This is a genomic window from Paractinoplanes ovalisporus (assembly GCF_016834655.1).
GTDB lineage: Bacteria > Actinomycetota > Actinomycetes > Mycobacteriales > Micromonosporaceae > Actinoplanes > Actinoplanes ovalisporus.
On the sequence record NZ_JAENHP010000002.1, the window covers coordinates 672,846 to 689,764 of the forward strand.

18 protein-coding genes are annotated in these 16,919 nt (G+C 70.8%); 10 read left to right on the top strand and 8 right to left on the bottom strand.

What is annotated here, in order from left to right:
* Positions 1 to 5: 5 nt before the first annotated feature.
* Genes JIG36_RS09125 through JIG36_RS09140 form a run of 4 tightly spaced genes read right to left on the bottom strand, consistent with a single transcriptional unit; the run spans position 6 to position 2,200 of the window.
* On the bottom strand, positions 6 to 353 hold the full coding sequence (locus JIG36_RS09125; protein ID WP_203375573.1) for a nuclear transport factor 2 family protein: 348 nt from the start codon (positions 351 to 353) through the stop codon (positions 6 to 8).
* On the bottom strand, positions 350 to 799 hold the full coding sequence (locus JIG36_RS09130; RefSeq protein WP_203375574.1) for an SRPBCC family protein: 450 nt from the start codon (positions 797 to 799) through the stop codon (positions 350 to 352). Before JIG36_RS09130 ends, JIG36_RS09125 begins: the two co-directional genes overlap by 4 nt.
* A 58-nt stretch (positions 800 to 857) precedes the next feature.
* A complete protein-coding gene (locus tag JIG36_RS09135; protein ID WP_307872634.1) occupies positions 858 to 1,172 on the bottom strand; it encodes an ArsR/SmtB family transcription factor in 315 nt (104 codons plus the stop codon).
* A gap of 20 nt (positions 1,173 to 1,192) precedes the next feature.
* A complete protein-coding gene (locus JIG36_RS09140; protein ID WP_203375575.1) occupies positions 1,193 to 2,200 on the bottom strand; it encodes a hypothetical protein in 1,008 nt (335 codons plus the stop codon).
* 73 nt (positions 2,201 to 2,273) lie between these two features.
* On the opposite strand from JIG36_RS09140, the gene JIG36_RS09145 reads away from it, so the two are divergent.
* Positions 2,274 to 2,858, top strand: a complete 585-nt coding sequence (locus JIG36_RS09145; RefSeq protein ID WP_203375576.1) for a TetR/AcrR family transcriptional regulator — start codon at positions 2,274 to 2,276, stop codon at positions 2,856 to 2,858.
* On the opposite strand, the gene JIG36_RS09150 is transcribed toward JIG36_RS09145, so the two are convergent.
* Both JIG36_RS09150 and JIG36_RS09155 read right to left on the bottom strand, forming a co-directional pair.
* On the bottom strand, positions 2,846 to 3,187 hold the full coding sequence (locus JIG36_RS09150) for a ferredoxin family protein (protein WP_203375577.1): 342 nt from the start codon (positions 3,185 to 3,187) through the stop codon (positions 2,846 to 2,848). The two genes, JIG36_RS09145 and JIG36_RS09150, sit on opposite strands and share 13 nt — an antisense overlap.
* A gap of 1 nt (position 3,188) precedes the next feature.
* Positions 3,189 to 4,157, bottom strand: a complete 969-nt coding sequence (locus JIG36_RS09155; RefSeq protein ID WP_236046194.1) for an NAD(P)/FAD-dependent oxidoreductase — start codon at positions 4,155 to 4,157, stop codon at positions 3,189 to 3,191.
* 168 nt (positions 4,158 to 4,325) lie between these two features.
* On the opposite strand from JIG36_RS09155, the gene JIG36_RS09160 reads away from it, so the two are divergent.
* The 7 genes from JIG36_RS09160 (at position 4,326) to JIG36_RS09190 (ending at position 11,377) form a co-directional block, all read left to right on the top strand.
* On the top strand, positions 4,326 to 5,579 hold the full coding sequence (locus JIG36_RS09160) for a Rieske 2Fe-2S domain-containing protein (RefSeq protein ID WP_203375578.1): 1,254 nt from the start codon (positions 4,326 to 4,328) through the stop codon (positions 5,577 to 5,579).
* On the top strand, positions 5,579 to 6,502 hold the full coding sequence (locus tag JIG36_RS09165; protein WP_203375579.1) for a DODA-type extradiol aromatic ring-opening family dioxygenase: 924 nt from the start codon (positions 5,579 to 5,581) through the stop codon (positions 6,500 to 6,502). Before JIG36_RS09160 ends, JIG36_RS09165 begins: the two co-directional genes overlap by 1 nt.
* Positions 6,499 to 7,749, top strand: coding sequence for a M20 family metallopeptidase (locus JIG36_RS53955; protein ID WP_203375580.1), 1,251 nt, complete (start codon positions 6,499 to 6,501; stop codon positions 7,747 to 7,749). Before JIG36_RS09165 ends, JIG36_RS53955 begins: the two co-directional genes overlap by 4 nt.
* Positions 7,746 to 8,603, top strand: coding sequence for an alpha/beta fold hydrolase (locus JIG36_RS09175; protein ID WP_203375581.1), 858 nt, complete (start codon positions 7,746 to 7,748; stop codon positions 8,601 to 8,603). Before JIG36_RS53955 ends, JIG36_RS09175 begins: the two co-directional genes overlap by 4 nt.
* Before the next feature lie 108 nt (positions 8,604 to 8,711).
* Positions 8,712 to 9,563, top strand: a complete 852-nt coding sequence (locus JIG36_RS09180) for an alpha/beta fold hydrolase (protein ID WP_203375582.1) — start codon at positions 8,712 to 8,714, stop codon at positions 9,561 to 9,563.
* Entirely contained in the window at positions 9,563 to 10,486 is a 924-nt protein-coding gene (locus JIG36_RS09185) for a quinone oxidoreductase family protein (protein ID WP_203375583.1), read from the top strand. Before JIG36_RS09180 ends, JIG36_RS09185 begins: the two co-directional genes overlap by 1 nt.
* An 84-nt stretch (positions 10,487 to 10,570) precedes the next feature.
* On the top strand, positions 10,571 to 11,377 hold the full coding sequence (locus JIG36_RS09190; protein WP_203375584.1) for an IclR family transcriptional regulator: 807 nt from the start codon (positions 10,571 to 10,573) through the stop codon (positions 11,375 to 11,377).
* Here JIG36_RS09190 and JIG36_RS09195 read toward each other — a convergent pair.
* Both JIG36_RS09195 and JIG36_RS09200 read right to left on the bottom strand, forming a co-directional pair.
* Positions 11,358 to 13,295: a GMC family oxidoreductase N-terminal domain-containing protein gene (locus tag JIG36_RS09195; RefSeq protein WP_203375585.1), complete on the bottom strand. Its 1,938-nt coding sequence runs from the start codon at positions 13,293 to 13,295 to the stop codon at positions 11,358 to 11,360. The two genes, JIG36_RS09190 and JIG36_RS09195, sit on opposite strands and share 20 nt — an antisense overlap.
* Positions 13,292 to 14,089: an alpha/beta fold hydrolase gene (locus JIG36_RS09200; RefSeq protein WP_203375586.1), complete on the bottom strand. Its 798-nt coding sequence runs from the start codon at positions 14,087 to 14,089 to the stop codon at positions 13,292 to 13,294. Before JIG36_RS09200 ends, JIG36_RS09195 begins: the two co-directional genes overlap by 4 nt.
* A gap of 234 nt (positions 14,090 to 14,323) precedes the next feature.
* On the opposite strand from JIG36_RS09200, the gene JIG36_RS09205 reads away from it, so the two are divergent.
* Together JIG36_RS09205 and JIG36_RS09210 are read left to right on the top strand one after the other, a co-directional pair.
* Complete coding sequence (locus tag JIG36_RS09205; protein WP_203375587.1) at positions 14,324 to 15,838, top strand: sugar ABC transporter ATP-binding protein; 1,515 nt, start codon at positions 14,324 to 14,326, stop codon at positions 15,836 to 15,838.
* Entirely contained in the window at positions 15,835 to 16,884 is a 1,050-nt protein-coding gene (locus tag JIG36_RS09210; RefSeq protein ID WP_203375588.1) for an ABC transporter permease, read from the top strand. Before JIG36_RS09205 ends, JIG36_RS09210 begins: the two co-directional genes overlap by 4 nt.
* Positions 16,885 to 16,919: the final 35 nt, after the last annotated feature.

The window sequence follows — 16,919 nt, forward strand, 5'->3', positions numbered from 1 at the left end:
AAGAGCTACGGCAGAGGTACGACGTACGAATCCACCCGCGCGATGAGCCCGTCGCGAAACGTGAAGAGGTCGTTGAAGGCGAACCGGAACGGGCCGTGGGCGACGCTCTCGCCGCGGCCCTCCCCGGTCGTCACGACCACCGGCCCGTCCTCGAACACGCGCTGCACGTCGAGCTCGGGGCTCCCGGTGAACGCCGGGTTCTCGATCTCGCCGTCGAACTCGTCCTTGCCGCGGGTGGTGCGGTGCCCGTGGATGACCCACTCGACGTCGTCGGTGAGCGTGGCCAGGATGCGCGGGTGGTCGCTGACCCGGAAGCCGGCGAAGTATTCGGTCACGAGGTCGCGCTGAGTCACTGATCCTCCAGAGAAGTGGCGAGAGCGTCGAGAATGGACGCGAGCCCGTCCGCCGCCTGGGCGGTCCGCAGCTCGGGGGGAAGCTTGCGCTGATGCACGGTGAGGTGGGTGCCGCCGGGCTCGGGGCGCAGCACCACGGTCGTCCGCAGGCCGGTGACCGGCTCGTCGAAGACCAGTTCACGCGGTGCGGCCACGCTCACGTAGACGAACTCGAGCCGCCGCCCGCCGCCGCCCGGTCCCCGGGTGTCGAGGGCGAACGAGCCACCGGGCCGCAGGTCGACGACCACCGAGCCGACCGGCACGGTGGCGTGCGACCCACCCCAGAACGCGGCGATGCCGGCCGGGGTCGTGAAGGCCCGCCACACCCGCTCGGGTGACGCGGGCAGTGAGCGTTCGGAGATGAGCTGATCACCCGAGAGTCGGGACCGTGCGGCGCCGGCCGTCACGACTTGTCGCCTTGAGCGCGGGAGAGCATGGAGAACCGGGATCGTGCGGCGCCGGCCGTCACGATTCCTCGTCCAGGGCGCGGGCGAGGGTGTCGAGCCGGTCGTCCCAGACCCGGCGCTGCTCGTCGACCCAGCCACCGAGCAGCGCCAGCTGGTCGACCCGCAGCCGGCAGGGCCGCCGGGTGCCCTCGCGCCGCTGCTCGACCAGGCCGCACCGGCGCAGCACGCCGACGTGGTGCGAGATCGCCTGCTGGGTGAGGTCGAACGGCGCGGCCAGCTCGCTCACCGTGGCGTCGCCGTGGGCGAGGCGGCTCACCAGGGCCCGTCGCACCGGATCTCCCAGCGCGGCGAAGGCCGAATCAAGATCGGTCACGTCGGCCAGCCTAATACAAACTACGGTTTGTGCAAACGTTGGTTTGTATAAGACTCGGCGATGGTGGCGAAGGCGGCCTTCGGCTTCCAGGTGCCGTCGTCGAAGACCTTCACCACGCCGGGGCTGGCCAGGTCGAGGTCGAGGCGGGGGTCGCCGTCGGGGCGGTGCGGGAAGTTGGCCAGCGCGAACATGTAGACGAAGGCACTGTCTACGCCGCCGCGGTCGAAGATGTCCAGCAGCTCGCCGATGTAGGCCGCCTGGCCCGGTTCGTCGCGCTCGTAGACGCCGTTCAGGTGCGACGGCATGCCGGTGGCCGGGTCGTACTCGAGGATCTCCATGCTGCGCGGGGCGTTGTCGCCGGCGCCGCGCCACGTCGCGGACCCGAAACCGGTGACGGCTACGGGCTTGGGTTGCGCGGTCAGATCCCGTACGGCGTCAGGGAACTGCTCGGCCACCTCGGCCGAGCGGATCAGCTCCAGTGTCACGACATCGAACAGCTCCCAGTCGACCCCCTCGAACGGAATGGCCGCGTACGTGACCCGGCCGTGGAACCGCTGCCGGATCTCGGGCACGGCGGCCCGCAGGAACTCGTCGAGGCGGGCCCGGGCCCCGGGCATGAGCGCCCGGTTGCGGAAGAGGTTGCCGAGGCGTTCGTCGAGCCGGTCGCCGTCGATGAAGCCGTGGTTCATCAGGGTCAGCTCGACCCCGGCCACGAACACCACCTCGGCGCCGCCCGCGCGGATCTGTTCGGCCCGCTCGGCGCAGTCGCGGAACAGGGCCCGGATCTCGTCGGGGGTCAGTTCGAGCGGGTAGGGCGAGAACCAGATCTCCAGGCCCAGCTCGGCCGCGACCCGGGCCGCGGCCTCCAGACGGTCCGGGTCGCCGCCGACCAGGTGGACGGCGTCGCAGTGCAGGTCGTCGCGGATGACGGTCAGGTCGCGCCGGACCTGAGTGGGGTCGAGGTGCTCGATGGAGTTGCGCCCGTCCCGGACGAAGCCGGTGTCGTAGGCGATGCCGTGGGCTCTCATGCCCCGAGACCGTAGCAAAAAGATGCGCGCACGCAAATTTGCGTACGCGCATTAAATCCGGCACGATGGGCGGGTGACCGGTGGCCTTCGTGAGCGGAAGAAACAGGCGACCCGGGAGGCGCTGAGCGCGGCCGCCCTGCGGCTGGCGCTGGAGCGCGGCCCGGAGAACGTGCGGGTCGACGACATCGCCGAGGCCGCGGGGGTGTCCCCGCGGACCTACAACAACTACTTCTCCAGCCGCGAGCAGGCCATCGTGGCCGGCCTCCACACCGGGCAGTTCGCGGCCGTCGACGGTCCGTTGAGCGAGGCCGTGGTGCGCTTCTACACGCATGCGGGCCGCAGCCCCGAGGCCCTTGCCATGATCACGGGGAACGCCGCCCTGCGCGCCTGCTACGCCGACACGGCGACCACTCTCGAGGCGCCGTTGGCCGAGGCGATCGCCGAGCGGCATCCAGGTGTCGATCCGCTCGCGGCCCAGGCCCTCGCCGCCGCCGTGGCCGCCGCCGCGAGGGTCGCCCTGCGCCAGTGGCTGCGGCCGACGACCACGCCGGGGCTGGTTGTCGTGTCCGGGTCACTGCCCGACCTCGTACGGACCGCCCTGTCGCCTTTGCAGCCCGCCCTCGACGCCCTCGACGCTCCGGCCGATCAGGCGTCGTAGGCGGAGATGAACGGGGTGTCCACGCCCAGTTCGCCGACCTTGCGGGCGCCACCGGGAGCGCCGATCGGGGCGTCGCGGCCGGGCAGCACGATGGCGAAGAAGTTCTTCTGGTCCTCGACGAACTCGGTGCGCTCGGAGTCGCCGCGGGCCTTGCGGTCGACGAAGATGGCCTCGACCGGGCACTCCACCTCGCAGGCGCCGCAGTCGATGCACTCGGCCGCGTTGATGTAGCTCTTGCGGTCGCCGACGTAGATGCAGTCGACCGGGCAGACGTCCATGCAGGCGCGGTCGTTGACGTCGACGCAGTCCTTGCCGATCACGTAGGGCATGTCAGGCTCCTTCGGTGGAGTGGCCGGGGAAGAGGGAGGCTTCGGGGTCGAGCTCGACCGCGGCGTTGTTGACGGCGGTGGCGACCTCGCCGAAGCCGACCGACATGAGCCGCACCTTGCCCGGATATTCGGTGACGTCGCCGGCCGCGAAGACCGCGGTCAGGTTGGTGCGCATGCGCTGGTCGACCACGATCGTGCGGCCGGACAGCTCGAGCCCCCAGTCGGCCAGGGGGCCGAGGTCGGAGATGAACCCCAGCGCGGCGATCACGCTGCCGGCCTCGACGAGGTCATCCCCGATGCGCACCTTTTCGACCCAGTCGCCACCCAGAAGCTCGGAGACCTCGCAGTTGGTGCGGAAGACGACCCCGGCCAGCTCGGCCTCGGTGATCGACGCGGCGTGCGCGCGGAACCGGGCCCGGCGGTGCACGACGGTGACCGAGCGGGCCAGCGGCACGAGCGCGTTGGCCCAGTCGATGGCGCTGTCGCCGCCGCCGACCACCACGACGTCCCGGTCGGCGTGCGCGCTCAGGTCGGGTACGAAGTAGGAGAGGCCGCGCCCCAGGAACTCCTCGCCGGCCGGCAGCGCCCGCGGCGTGAACGTGCCGATGCCCGCGGTCAGCACGACCGCGCCGGCGTCGACGATCGTCCCGTCCGAGAGCGTCAGCTGTGGCCGCCCGGCCTCGTGCCCGATGCCGACCGCCTGCCGTTCCAGCAGGTAGCGGGTGCCGAACGCGTCGGCCTGCGCGGCCAGCCCGTCGACCAGCTCACGGCCGGTGACGCCGGGCAGACCGGCCACGTCGCGGACGATCTTCTCGGGGTAGAGCGCGGCGATCTGACCGCCGACCTGGGGCAGCGCGTCCACCAGGACGGTGCTCAGACCGCGGAATCCGGCGCAGAACGCGCCGTAGAGGCCGGTCGGGCCGGCCCCGACGATGACCAGATCCGTGTGGATCGTCGTGGTGGGTTCCATAGCCAGGACGGTAGGAAGCCGATCACCAGGAGCCGAGAGGCGCAGACCGCTGAGCGGACCGTGGACCGCTGAGCGGAACGCGTTTCGGTGGGTGGACTCGAAGACTGTGACCGGGACCGTAACGGTGATTCTCTGCCCCCATCGCAACAGCACGATGGGAGTGGCACCATGGTCGCAGAAAGCACGCCGGCCCCGCGGGCCGAACGCCCCCGGCGCCCCTCGCGGCGTGGCCGGCTGCCCGGACGGCAGGACTGGTCGAGCTGGCCGCACTACCAGGCCGCCGCCGCCGGTTTCCGTGGCTACTGGTACCCGGTGGCGTTCTCGTCCCAGATCACCAACAAGCCCACCGGCATCACGCTGCTGGGTGAGCGGATCATGGTGATGCGTGACCGCGGCACGGTCTATGCCCTCAAGGACCGCTGCCCGCACCGCGGTGTGCCGCTGAGCTACGGCAACCAGCAGTTCCCGGGCACGGTCAGCTGCGTCTACCACGGCTGGACGTTCGACCTGAAGACCGGCGACCTGGCCGCCGCCATCACCGACGGGCCCAACTCGCCGATCTGCGGCAAGGTCACCCAGCCCACGTTCGAGACGGCCGAGCGGCTCGGCATGGTGTGGTTGTTCGTCGGTGACGGCGAGGACGCCCCGCCGATCGACGAGCAGCTGCCCGAAGAGCTCGTCGAGAACGCGGCCGTGGTCGGCGCCCGCATCCAGCCCCGCGAGGGCAACTGGCGGTTCGCGGCCGAGAACGGCTACGACGAGGGGCACGCGAAGTACCTGCACCGTACGGCGCTCTGGCGGCTCTTCAAGGCGATGCCGGTGCACAACGACACCCGGATCGTGAAGCGCGGCCGCTGGATCTACCGCGTGCAGGACAACCAGTACTGGGACGCCGACTTCCCCGGCCTGGGCAAGTGGACCGGCAAGGCCTGGTACAAGATCGACCCGTCCAAGAAGAAGCCGGGCGCCACGGCCAACCGCAACATCGGCAACACCGGCGGCGCGGCCAAGGTCAACGAGGTCATCGCGGCCCAGGACTTCCCGGGCTTCGCCTCGATCTCGATGCCGGGCGTGCTGCGGATCGCCTACCCGGGCTTCATCCACTACGAGTTCTACGTTCCGGTCGACGCCGACAACCACCTGTACGTCGGTGTGATGGTGAACTTCGCCAAGGGCGCGGCCACGCTGCCGTTCTACGCCAAATATCTGGGCGCGATCCGCTGGCTGTTCCACGGCGAGTTCTCGGGCCAGGACAAGTGGATGGTCGAGGTCACCGACGCCCCGCCGGAGCGCCTCTACCGCCCCGACGAGTCGCTGCTGCAGTGGCGCAAGCTGGCCGAGGACGTCACCGAGGAGCGCGTCGACCGCCTCAAGGAGCAGGGCCTGACCGCCGAGGACGGCAAGCCCGAGGTGACCCGCTGATGGGGATCGTGCTCGGCGTCGCGGCGTCGCATTCGACGCTGATGAACACCCACTGGGACAAGGTGGCCGGCATCGACCGGGCCGAGCGTTTCCGCGACGCCCTCGGCACGGCCCGCGACGCGATCGCCGAGGCCCGGCCGGACAACGTCGTCATCATCGGTTCCAACCACTTCCGCGGCTTCTGGCTCGACCTGATCCCGTCGTTCACGCTCGGCGTCGACGAGGTCATCGCGGCCGGCGACGGCGGCACCCCCAAGGGCCCGCAGAAGTCGGATCCGGTGTTCGCCCAGGCCCTCGCCGAGCAGTTGGTGGAGGCCGGCACCGAGGTCGCGATCAGCGCCAAGATGACGATCGACCACGGCCAGAGCCACGCCGTGCAATACCTGCTGCGCGACATCGACGTGCCGGTCACCCCCCTGGTCATCAACGTCTTCGCCACCCCGCTGCCGACCGTCAAGCGCTGCGTCGAGCTCGGCGCGAACATCGCTCGCGCCATCGAGAAGAGCGACCGCCGTACGGTCGTCATCGCGAGCGGCGGGCTGAGCCACCAGCTGCCCTGGCCCAGCCGCTGGCAGGACCCGGACGGCGACGACGAGGAGTTCCTGGTCGAGGCGTGGCGCAACGGCCGCGGCGAGTGGGAGAAGTACGACAAGCGGCGCCGCGAGATCATCGTCGGGGCCCGGCCCACCCTGTTCCCCGAGTTCGACGAGGCCTTCCTGGGCCGGCTCGACCGGGGGGAGCTGGGCTACTACACCGACTACACCACCGCCCGGATCGGCGAGGAGGCCGGCAACGGCGGCCAGGAGATCCGGACCTGGCTCACGATGGCGTCCGCGCTCGGCTTCGCGCCGGGCCGGACCCTCGCCTACAGCCCGATGCCCGAATGGCTGACCGGCATGGGCGTCGGAGTGATCCGTCCGTGAGCGACCTCCTCGACGAGGTGCTGCGCCGCATCACGCCCGAGCGGCTGCGGGCGGCGGCGGTGGCGGTCACCTCGATCCCCAGCCCGACCGGGCGTGAGGCGTCACTGGCGGAGTGGCTTGCCGGGCAGATGTCCGCATTCAACGGACAGGTCCAGCGAATCGACGGGGATCAAGCCAATGCCGTGGGGCGGGTGCGCAGCACAAGGACCGGCCGCGACCTCATGCTCTACGCGCCCATCGACACGCTGACGACGGGCGACGAGGACGAGGACGTGCCGTGGATCGGCCCATCGCTGCGGCCGGACATGCGGCCGCAGGCGACGGTCGACGGCGATTTTGTGCAGGGGCTCGGCGCCGGCAACCCCAAGGGTCACGCCGCCTGCGTTCTGGTGGTCGGTCAGGCGTACGCGGAAGCGGTTGCTGCGACGAACGCCGAGACCAGAGGTGATCTGGTGCTGGCGTTCGGCGCGGGCGGCATGCCGACCAACGCGTTGGATTCCCCAAGGCAGAACACCGGCCACGGGGTCGGAGCGTCGTTCCTGCTCGAACGCGGCTGGTACACCGACCACGCGATCATCGCCAAACCCGGTGACTTCGTGGCCCACGACGAGGTCGGGCTCTGCTGGTTCGAGCTGACGGTCCGGGGCATTCACACGTACGCGGGAAGCCGCCACCGCCTCCCGTACGCGAACCCGATCGTCGCCGCGGCCGAACTGATCACCCGCCTCGAGCGCTGGCTCGCGGACTTCCCAGCCCGGCACCGCACCGCGACCGCCGCACCCCAGGGCATCATCGGCTCGGTCGCCGGCGGGTGGGAGCGGATGCTCGCCGTGACCCCCGCGGCCGCGCGGATCCGCGTCGACATCCGTCTTGCGCCCGGGCAGACCCCTCTCGGCGTACGGCGGGAACTCGAAGCCTTTGTCGGTGCCGACGCGGATTGTGAGCTGGTGGCCCACATCCCGGCCACCACGACCGACCCGGACAACTGGGTGATCACCGAGACGATCCGCGCGTGGGAGGCGGCGTCCGGTCGCGAGCACACGCCGATCCCCGACAACAGCGGCGCCACCGACGCCAACATCCTGCGCGCCCGCGGCATCCCCACCGCCCGGGTCGGCATGCCGAAGGCGCCCCTGCCCGGCATCGACTTCGCGCTCGGCATGAACACCGTGCAGGTGACCGAGATGCGCCGGCTCAGCGAGGTGCTGGCCCGTGTCGCGGTCGCGAACTCCGAGGAGGACCGATGAGCAAGGCACCCGACGGCAAGTACGCCGACGGCTACTACTACCTGGACATGGGCGCGGGCCTGGACACCGTCTTCCTGCACGGCGGTGGCCCCGGCTGCACCGGGTGGAGCGACTTCGGTCCGGTGGCCGACCTGTTCGCCGCCGAGCGCCGGGTCGTGATTCCCGACATCCTGCAGTACGGGCGGTCGGAGAAGGTGCGGATCACCGGGCCCATGTGGGACTTCCACGCGGCCAGCCAGGTCAAGTTGCTCGACACCCTCGGCATCGAGCGGGCCGACTTCGTCTGCAACTCGTGGGGCGGCACGATCGCGCTCAACCTGGCCGCGAAATACCCCGACCGCGTACGCAGCCTGGTCGTCACGGGCAGCATGCCGGTCTTCTACGGCCCCTTGGCGCCGTTGCCCGAGAACGGCCACCGCGGCCGTACGGCCCGGGACGTCTACTACGGCGGCGAAGGCCCCACGCGCGAGAAGATGCGGCAGCTCATCACCCGCCTGGAGTGGTGGGACGGCGACCAGCTGCCTGACGAGACGCTCGACATGCGCTACGAGCAGAGCCTCGACCCCGAGGAGCGCGCGCTGGCCGCGATGTCGGACTCGCCGCGCGGCGACTGGCAGGACCTCACCGCCGAACTGGGCCAGGTGCAGGCGCCGACGCTGTTCATGTGGGGCCGCGAGGACGCGTTCCTCACCCCGGACTACCCGATGATGCTGGCCCGCATGGTGCCCAACGGGAACCTGCACGTGATGGACCACGTGTCGCACCACCTGCAGGAGGAGCAGCCCGAGCGCTACCACGCCGTCGTCGCCGCGTTCCTGGCCGACGTGGCGCGTCGAGAAGGAGTTTCCAAGTGAAGATCATTCTGTGGGTGACAGGCGCCGCCCTGCTCGTGGTGGCCGGCCGTGAACTGGCCAAGCGCAGCAACACCCAAGTCCACCGCATCAACCAGCCGTAGGAGAACCATGTCCATCTGGACCGACCTGAACCCGCTGCCGTTCTCGCTGTCCTACGTGGACGCGGGCGGCGTGCGGACCCGCACGCTGCGGGCCGGCGAGGGCGCCCCGGTGGTGTTCCTGCACGGCACGAGCGGGCACCTGGAGGCGTTCACGCGCAACATCGCGCCGCACGCCGAGCACTACGCCGTCCACGCGATCGACATGCTGGGCCACGGCTACACCGGCAAGCCCGGCCACCCGTACGAGATCCCGCTCTATGTGAAGCACCTGCTCGACTACTTCGACGCGGTCGGGATCGAGAAGGCGCACATCGTCGGCGAGTCGCTGGGCGGCTGGGTCGGGGCACGCGCGGCCGTCGACTTCCCCGACCGGATCGCCAGCCTGCAGCTGCTCTGCGCGGGCGGCACGGTGGCCAACCCCGAGGTGATGCAGCGCATCGACTCCAGCACCCGGCAGGCCGTCTCGACCGACGACGTCGAGCTGACCCGCAAGCGGCTGCGGCTGCTGATGGCCGACCCGGTCAACGCGACCGAGGAACTGGTCGACGTGCGGCACCGGATCTACCACGAGCCCGACTTCGTGGCCAACATCGACAACCTGCTCTCGCTGCAGAAGATGGAGATCCGGCAGCGCAACCTGCTCACCAAGGAGCAGATGGGCCGGATCACCCAGCCCACGCTGATCGTCTGGGGCCGCAAGAACCCGTTCGGCGACGTGCCCGAGGCGCAGGCCATGCACGAGGCCATCCCGGGCTCGCAGCTCGAACTGTTCGAGGAGACCGGTCACTGGCCGCAGCACGAGCAGGCCGCGATCTACAACCCGCTCAGCCTCGAGTTCCTGGCCAAGGCGGCCGCCTGATGCGCGCGCTGCGTTTCCACGACTGGGGCAAAGACCCGGTCATCGAAGAGATCGAGGAGCCCGTACGGGGTGAGGGCCACGTTCTCGTGCAGGTCGAGGCGGCCGCGCTCGCGCACCTCGACCTGACCGTGGCCACGGGCACCTTCGGGCTCAAGCCGGAGCTGCCCTACACCGGCGGGGTCGAGGGCAGCGGCGTCGTGATCGAGGCCGACGACCTCGAACCCGGCACCCAGGTCATGCTGCGCGGCGCCGGCCTCGGCCTGCTGCGCGGCGGCACCTGGCAGGAACGGGTCAGCGTGCCCCGCAAGGCGGTCACCGTGCTCGACCCGCGGCTGCCGGCCGAGGTGGCGGCGACGTTCTTCGTGCCCACCACGACGGCGGCGGTGGTGCTGCAGGACGTGGCGAAGCTGCAGCCGGGGGAGAAGGTGGCCGTGGTCGGCGCGGCCGGGGCCGTGGGCGCGAGCGTGGCCCAGCAGGCGCTGCTGGCCGGCGCGTCGGTGACCGGTCTGGTCGGCCGCGAGGACCAGCTCGACCTGGTCCCGTCCGGTGTATCCGGCGCGGTGCTGGACGGCTTCGCGGGCGAGGAGTTCGACCTGCTGGTCGACACGCTGGGCGGCGAGGGGCTGATCGGGCGCACCGGATGGGTGCGCACGGGCGGCCGGGCCGTGGTCGTCGGCTACGTGGCCGGCACGCAGGTCACCATCGACCTGCCGAGCTGGCTGCTGGCCGACGTGGCGCTGCTGCCGGTCAACATGATCCGCCACGAGCGCCGGGCCCGGGAGCTGGCGCCTGCGCTCATCCAGCGGCTCGCGGCCGGTGACCTGAGCGTGTCGGTCGAATCCGTGCCCCTGGACGACGCGGTCGACGCGATGGCCCGGATGCGTTCGGGACACGTACGCGGCCGTGCGGTTCTGACGTTCTGAGACATCTGGTCCGGCTGGCGGGACGTGTTCCGCTAGCCGGACCATTTCGTTGATAGTTGTGACGCGGGCGACGAGATTCAGGTGATGGAGGCCACCGCACCGAACTGCCTGTTCCAGCCCGACCCGCGCGAACCCCACCCCGCTCCCGACAGCAACAGCGTGCTCGGCAAGGTGCGCCGCATCCTCGAGGTGTTCGGCCTCGACGACGAGACGCTGAGCCTGAGCGAGCTGGCCCGCCGCACCGGCCTCGCGAAGGCGTCGGTGCACCGGCTCAGCCAGGAACTCGTGCAGTGGGGCCTGCTGGAACGCCGCAACGGCGAGTACCGGCTGGGCATGCGGCTCTTCGAGATCGGCCAGCGGGTGCCCCGCCAGCGCATCCTGCGCGACCTGGCCCGCCCCCTGATGATCGACCTGGTGCAGGCCACCCACGAGACCGCGCACCTGGCCGTGGCCGACGGGCTCGAAGTTCTCTACCTGGACAAGGTGTCGGGGGAGCACGCCCAGATCAGCCGCCCGTCCCGGGTCGCCGGCCGGATGCCGCTGCACTGCACGGCCACCGGCAAGGCGCTGCTGGCCTTCGGCTCCCGCCACCTGCTGGACGAGGTCATGACGGCGCCGCTGACCCGGGTGACGCCCCGGACGACGGTGGCCCCGGGCCTGCTCGCCCAGGAGCTGCAGAAGGCCCGCGAGCAGGGGTTCGTGGCCGAGTTCGAGCAGACCCGCATCGGCTACATGAGCGTGGCGATTCCGCTGACCGGCGCGACCGGCGCCGTCGTGGCGGCCCTCTCGGTGACCGCCCCGACGACGCGGGCCAAGGTGGATCGTTACGTCGGCCTGCTCAACCTGGTCGGCCGCCGCATGACGAAGCTGCTCAGCGCCCAGGAGATCTGAGCGCCGCGGCGATGTGCCCGGCGGTCTTCGCCGCGTACGCCTCGATCGAGACCATCGGGTTCACGCCGGGCGCGGTCGGCAATGCTGACGCGTCGGCCACGTAGACGCCCCTGATGTCGAACAACTGACCCTCGCCGTCGACGACCGTGCCCGTCGCGCAGGTGCCCGACTGGTGCGCCGACAACGTCAGCACGTCCGGTCCGTCCAGCTTGGCCAGGGTGCCGAGGAACGCCTCGAAGTCCTCGCCCTCCCGCCACCGCGGGTCGCCGGGCAGGAACGTGAAGATCTCGCGCGCGCCGGCCCCGCGCAGCAGCCGGGCCAGTTCGACGTGGCAGCGCCGCACGACCTCCAGGTCGACGTCGTCGTCCAGGTCCCAGTGGATCAGCGGCATGCCGTCCGGGCCCAGCTCGACGCGGCCCGAGCCGTGGTCGCGGGCGAAGCCCCACACTCCCGACACGTGCCGCAGCCGCAGCTGCTCGCGCTTGTGCGACTCGCCGTCCTGCCACGGCGTCAGCGCCGTCCAGAAGCCCAGGCCCATCGGGGCCGCCTCGACGACAAAACCGTGGTCGCCGGCGACGTGCTCGTAGTCGTGGCTGACGCTGGTCAGGATCTGCCCCTCCCAGCCGCGCACGTCCTCGTCGAAGACGCCGCTCATGAAGTACGAGGGGTGCACGTGCAGGTTCTTTCCGACCTCGGGGCCGCCGATGCCCGAGGCGAGCAGCAGCGCCGGGCTGGCCAGGGCGCCCGCGGCCACCACGACGATCGGCGCGCGCAGCTCGACCTCCCGGTCACCGACCTTCGCCCGTACGCCGGTGGCTTGTCCTTGATCGTGCAGGATCTCGCGCACATCGCAGTGGGGGAGCAGTCGCGCGCCGTGGTCCGACGCGTCCTGCAGGAACGTCTTCATGGTCGACTGTTTGCACCCGACCAGGCAGCCCGCGTTGCACTCGCCGCAGTAGCGCGACTCGTCGTCCTTCGCGTTGCGCGCGAGCGTCGCCCAGGCCAGCCCGGCCGCCTCGAAACCGCGGATCAGGATCTCGTTGACGTGGTTGTGCACGGTGTTCGACGGCTTGGCGTTGATCCGTTCCATGACCGCGCGCACGTGCTCGTCGAAGTCGTCCAGCCCCTGCATGCCGCGCTGCCGCCACTCCTCGACCACGTAGCCGGGGGTGGGCAGGCAGGCCATCGAGTTGACCGTGGTGCCGCCGCCGACGGTCGAGCCGGCCAGCAGCCCCACCGAGGCGCTGGTCGACCAGAGGAAGCCGCCCCCGAGATACAGGTTGGGGAACGACAGCGCCTCGAGCTGCGGCAGGTCGGGCTCGTTGCGATAAGACCCCTTCTCCAGGACGAGGACCCGCAGCCCCGCCTCGGCCAGGCGCGCCGCCGCCACCCCGCCGCCGGCACCCGAGCCGACCACGATGGCGTCGGCGGTCAGATCGTCGTCGGCCGTGACCGTGCGCAGCGTCTTGGGGAACTCGGCCTCGCTCGGCGTGGGCAGCAGCGGGCCCGCGTAACCGATCGCGGGCCAGGTCGGGTTCTTCGCGTCGGAGTCCGGGCCGGTGTAGAACATCGCGAGGACGGTGCTCTGCAGGATGATCGCGCCCGGGTACGTCTCCGGGTTCGCCAGCGCCGCCCGCCAGGCCCTCGTCCGCCCGGCGTCGTCCGCGGCGGCGAAGTCGGGACCGAGCGCGGCCAGAGTCGTCGCGATCTTGTCTCGGACGTGCGGCGCGAGCATGGGCACGACGGCCGCCGCGATGGCGTCGATGCCGCTGTCCGAGGCACACAGCCCGAGCAGAGTCGCCGCCTCGAGGCCGTCCTCGGGGGAGGCCGGCACGCGGGGGATCAGGGTGTCGCAGACGGCTTTGAGAATGGCGGCGTTCACGGTCTGCCCTTCGTCTCCGTCGATGCGGTCGCTCATGCCACGCCTCCCAGGAACTTCAGGGTCACTTCGGCCACCTCGGGGGCTTTCTGCTCCATGAGCGGGATGGTGCCGCCCTCGATGACGGCGGTCTCGACCCGTACGGCGTTGGTCAGGTTCTTCCGGAGCCGCTCGACGTCGGGCAGCGCGAACGGGTCCTCCGACGCGCCGATCAGCAGCACGGGCGCGGTGACCAGGCCGATCCGGTCCTCCATGAGGTAGCGGGAGCAGGCCAGGTGCCCCTCGGCCGGGTCGACGCCGGGCGCGAGCGCGTCGCGGATGAACCGGTCGAGCAGGTCGGGCCGCCCGGCCGGGTAGTACGGCCGGCGCAGCGCCCACAGCTTGGTCAGGTGGCTGCCGTCGTCGGCCGTCTCGGCCTCGTCGACGCCGGGCCCGTTCGCGTGGCCCTCGCGGTAGGCGGCGTCGGTCCACGGCGCCGAGGAGAGCACGAGCGCCGCGACCCTGGCCGGGGAGGCCGCGGCCATCTCGATGGCGACCGCGCCGCCGGTGTGATGCCCGAACACCGTGGCCTGCTCGATGCCGAGCGCGTCGAGCAGCGCGAACGCGCCGTCGGCGATGGCCTCGATCGTCTGCGGGGCCGGCAGCGGGGCGCTGAGCCCGAACCCGCGCATGTCCATGGCGATCACCCGGCGGCCCGCCGCCAGCAGCGGCTGGACCTCACGGAACTCGTCGAACGAGCGGGGCGTCTGGTGCAGCAGCAGCACGGCCGGGCCCTCGCCCAGCTCGGCGTAGTGCATCTGGCCGTACGGCGTGGCCGCGTACCCACGGGTCATCGGCTGTTCTCCCGTCGAAGTGTGGTCTGGGTCTCCACAACACGCCTCCCGCGTTACGAGCGCCTTCCTGGCGGTCCGTTCACCGGACTGACGGGCCCAATCTCCGAAAGTCGCGATCCGGCCACAGTCCGTTCAGCGGAACAGGTCGCTTAGGCCGGTAACTCGCCGGTGCCAAGGTGAGCGCCAATCCGGTTGCCGGTGGGTGAACTCACAAACCCCCAGGGAGGTACGCAGGTGAACGCAAGTGCGGCGCCTCTGATCGAGGTGCGCGGCGTCTCGAAGCGCTATCCGGGCGTGCTCGCCCTGGACAACGCCAGCCTGACCGTCAGCCCCGGCGAGATCGTGGCGCTGACCGGCGAGAACGGCTCCGGCAAGTCGACCCTGTCGAAGATCATCGGCGGGGCCGAGCAGCCGGACGGCGGCGTCGTGCTGGTCGACGGCGTCGAGACGGTGATCGCCAACCCGGCCACCGCGCTCAAGCTCGGCATCGTCATGATCAGCCAGGAGCTCACCCTGGCCCCGCAGCTGACCGTGGCCGAGAACGTCTTCATGGGCCGGCTGCCCCGCAAGGGCCGGGTCATCGACTGGGCCACGATCCGGCGCCGGGCCCGCGAGGAGCTGGCCGCGCTGGACGTGCACGTCGACGTCAACGCCAAGGTCGGCGACCTGTCGGTCGAGCTGCAGCAGGAGGTCGAGATCGCCCGCGCGGTCTCGTCCAAGGCCCGGCTGCTGATCCTCGACGAGGCCACCAGCTCGCTCTCCGAGCACGCCACCGAACGGCTCCTGGAGCTCATCCGCGAGCAGGCCAAACGCGGCGTCGCGGTGCTGATGATCTCGCACCGGATGCCCGAGCTCTACTCGACGGCGGGCCGGGCGGCGGTGCTGCGCGACGGCAAGATGGTCGGCACCGTCCCGCTGCCGTCGACCCCCGAGTCCCAGCTCGTACGGATGATGGTCGGCCGCGAACTCAACGACTACTACGGCAGCCGCGACTGTGTGCCCGGTGACGTGGTGCTGCAGGTGCGCGACCTGGCCTCGGCCGACGGCGCGCTCGCCCCCACCTCGTTCGAGGTGCGCAGCGGCGAGATCGTCGGCATCGCCGGGCTGGTCGGCTCGGGCAAGGCCCAGCTCGGCATGGCGCTGGGCGGGGCCATCCCGGCCACCGGCGAGGTCAAGGTCAACGGCGCCGCGGTCACGCTGGGCGACCCGCGGCGGGCCCTGGGCGCCGGCATCGGCCTGGTGCCCGACGACCGCAAGCGGGCGGCCCTGCTGCCCACCCGCAGCGTCGCCCACAACATGACCCTGACCTGGTTGCCGAAGCTCTCCAAGTTCGGCGTGGTGCCCACCCGAACGGAAAAACGCCGGGTCCGGGAGGCGATCGCCGAGTACGGCGTGAAGACCTCCTCCCCGGCCAAGCTGATCACGCAGCTCTCCGGCGGCAACCAGCAGAAGGCGATCCTCGGACGCATCTTCGCGCTGGGCTGCCCGGTCTACGTGCTCAGCGAACCCACCCGGGGCGTGGACGTCGGCTCCAAGAGCCAGATCTACGCCTTGTTGCAGAAGCTGACCGAGAGCGGCGCGGCCGTCGTGATCATCAGCTCCGAGCTGCCCGAGCTGATCGGCCTGGCCGACCGGGTCCTGGTCTGTTTCCAGGGCGCGGTGCGGGGCGAGGTCACCGGCGACCAGCTCCAGGAAGAGGTGCTGAACGCGATCGCGGTCAGCGGGCACGTCCACGAGGAGCCTTCATGAGTCAGGACACGCAAATTCGTCCGCCGGCTGAGGTCGAGGCCCCGCCTTCGCCCAGCTTCCTTACCAACGTGTGGCGGTCCTCGGGCAAGACCACCGGTGTGCTGGCCGGCCTGATCATCCTGGTCGTCTACCTGTCGATCACCCAGCCCATCTTCATGACCTGGGGCAACATCACCAACATCGTGGCCAGCAACAGCGTGGTGCTGGTGCTCGCGGTCGGCGCCACGTTCGTGATCATCTCGGGCGGTCTGGACCTGTCCACCGCGTCGGCGGCGGCGGTCACCGGCATGTCGTACGGGATGTTGCTGCAGCACGGCATGAGCGCCTGGGTGGCGGTCGCCGGGGCGCTCGCGGTCGGTCTGCTGCTCGGCATCGTCAACGGCGTCCTGATCTCGTACGTGAAGATCTCCTTCCTGGTCGTCACCCTGGGCACGTTGTCGGTCTTCGAGAGCGCGGCGCTGGTGATGAGTCAGGGCAAGACGATCAACGTGTTCTCGATCGAGGGCTTCCAGCCGATCTACAACCTGGTCAACGGCAAGGTCGCCGGGATTCCGTACCTGCTGATCTTCGACGTCGTGCTGGTGGTGGTGGCCGCCCTGGTGCTGCGCTACACGACCTTCGGGCGCGGGGTCTACGCGCTCGGCTCCAACCGCGAGGCGGCGCGTCTCAACGGCATCAACGTCGCCCGTACGACGCTCAGCGTGTTCCTGATCGCCGGCCTCGCCGCCGCCGTGGCCAGCCTGATCCAGGTCGGCCGGCTCACCGGCGCCAGCCCCGGCATCGACTCGACCCTGCTGCTCACGGTGGTGGCGGCGGTGCTGATCGGCGGCACGGCCTACACCGGCGGTGACGGCGGCGTGGGCGGAACCGTCCTCGGCGTCCTGTTCCTCGGCGTGATCCAGAACGGTCTGACGCTCAGCGACGTGTCGACGTTCTGGCGCGGCACGGTCAACGGCGTCGTGCTGATCGTGGCCGTCGCGCTGGGAGTGGCCCGGGACCGGGGCTGGCTGCGGTTCAATCGGGGCAAGACCCCGGCATCGTCGTAATCGCCGCATATCCATCCCACCCTCCACCTCACCGC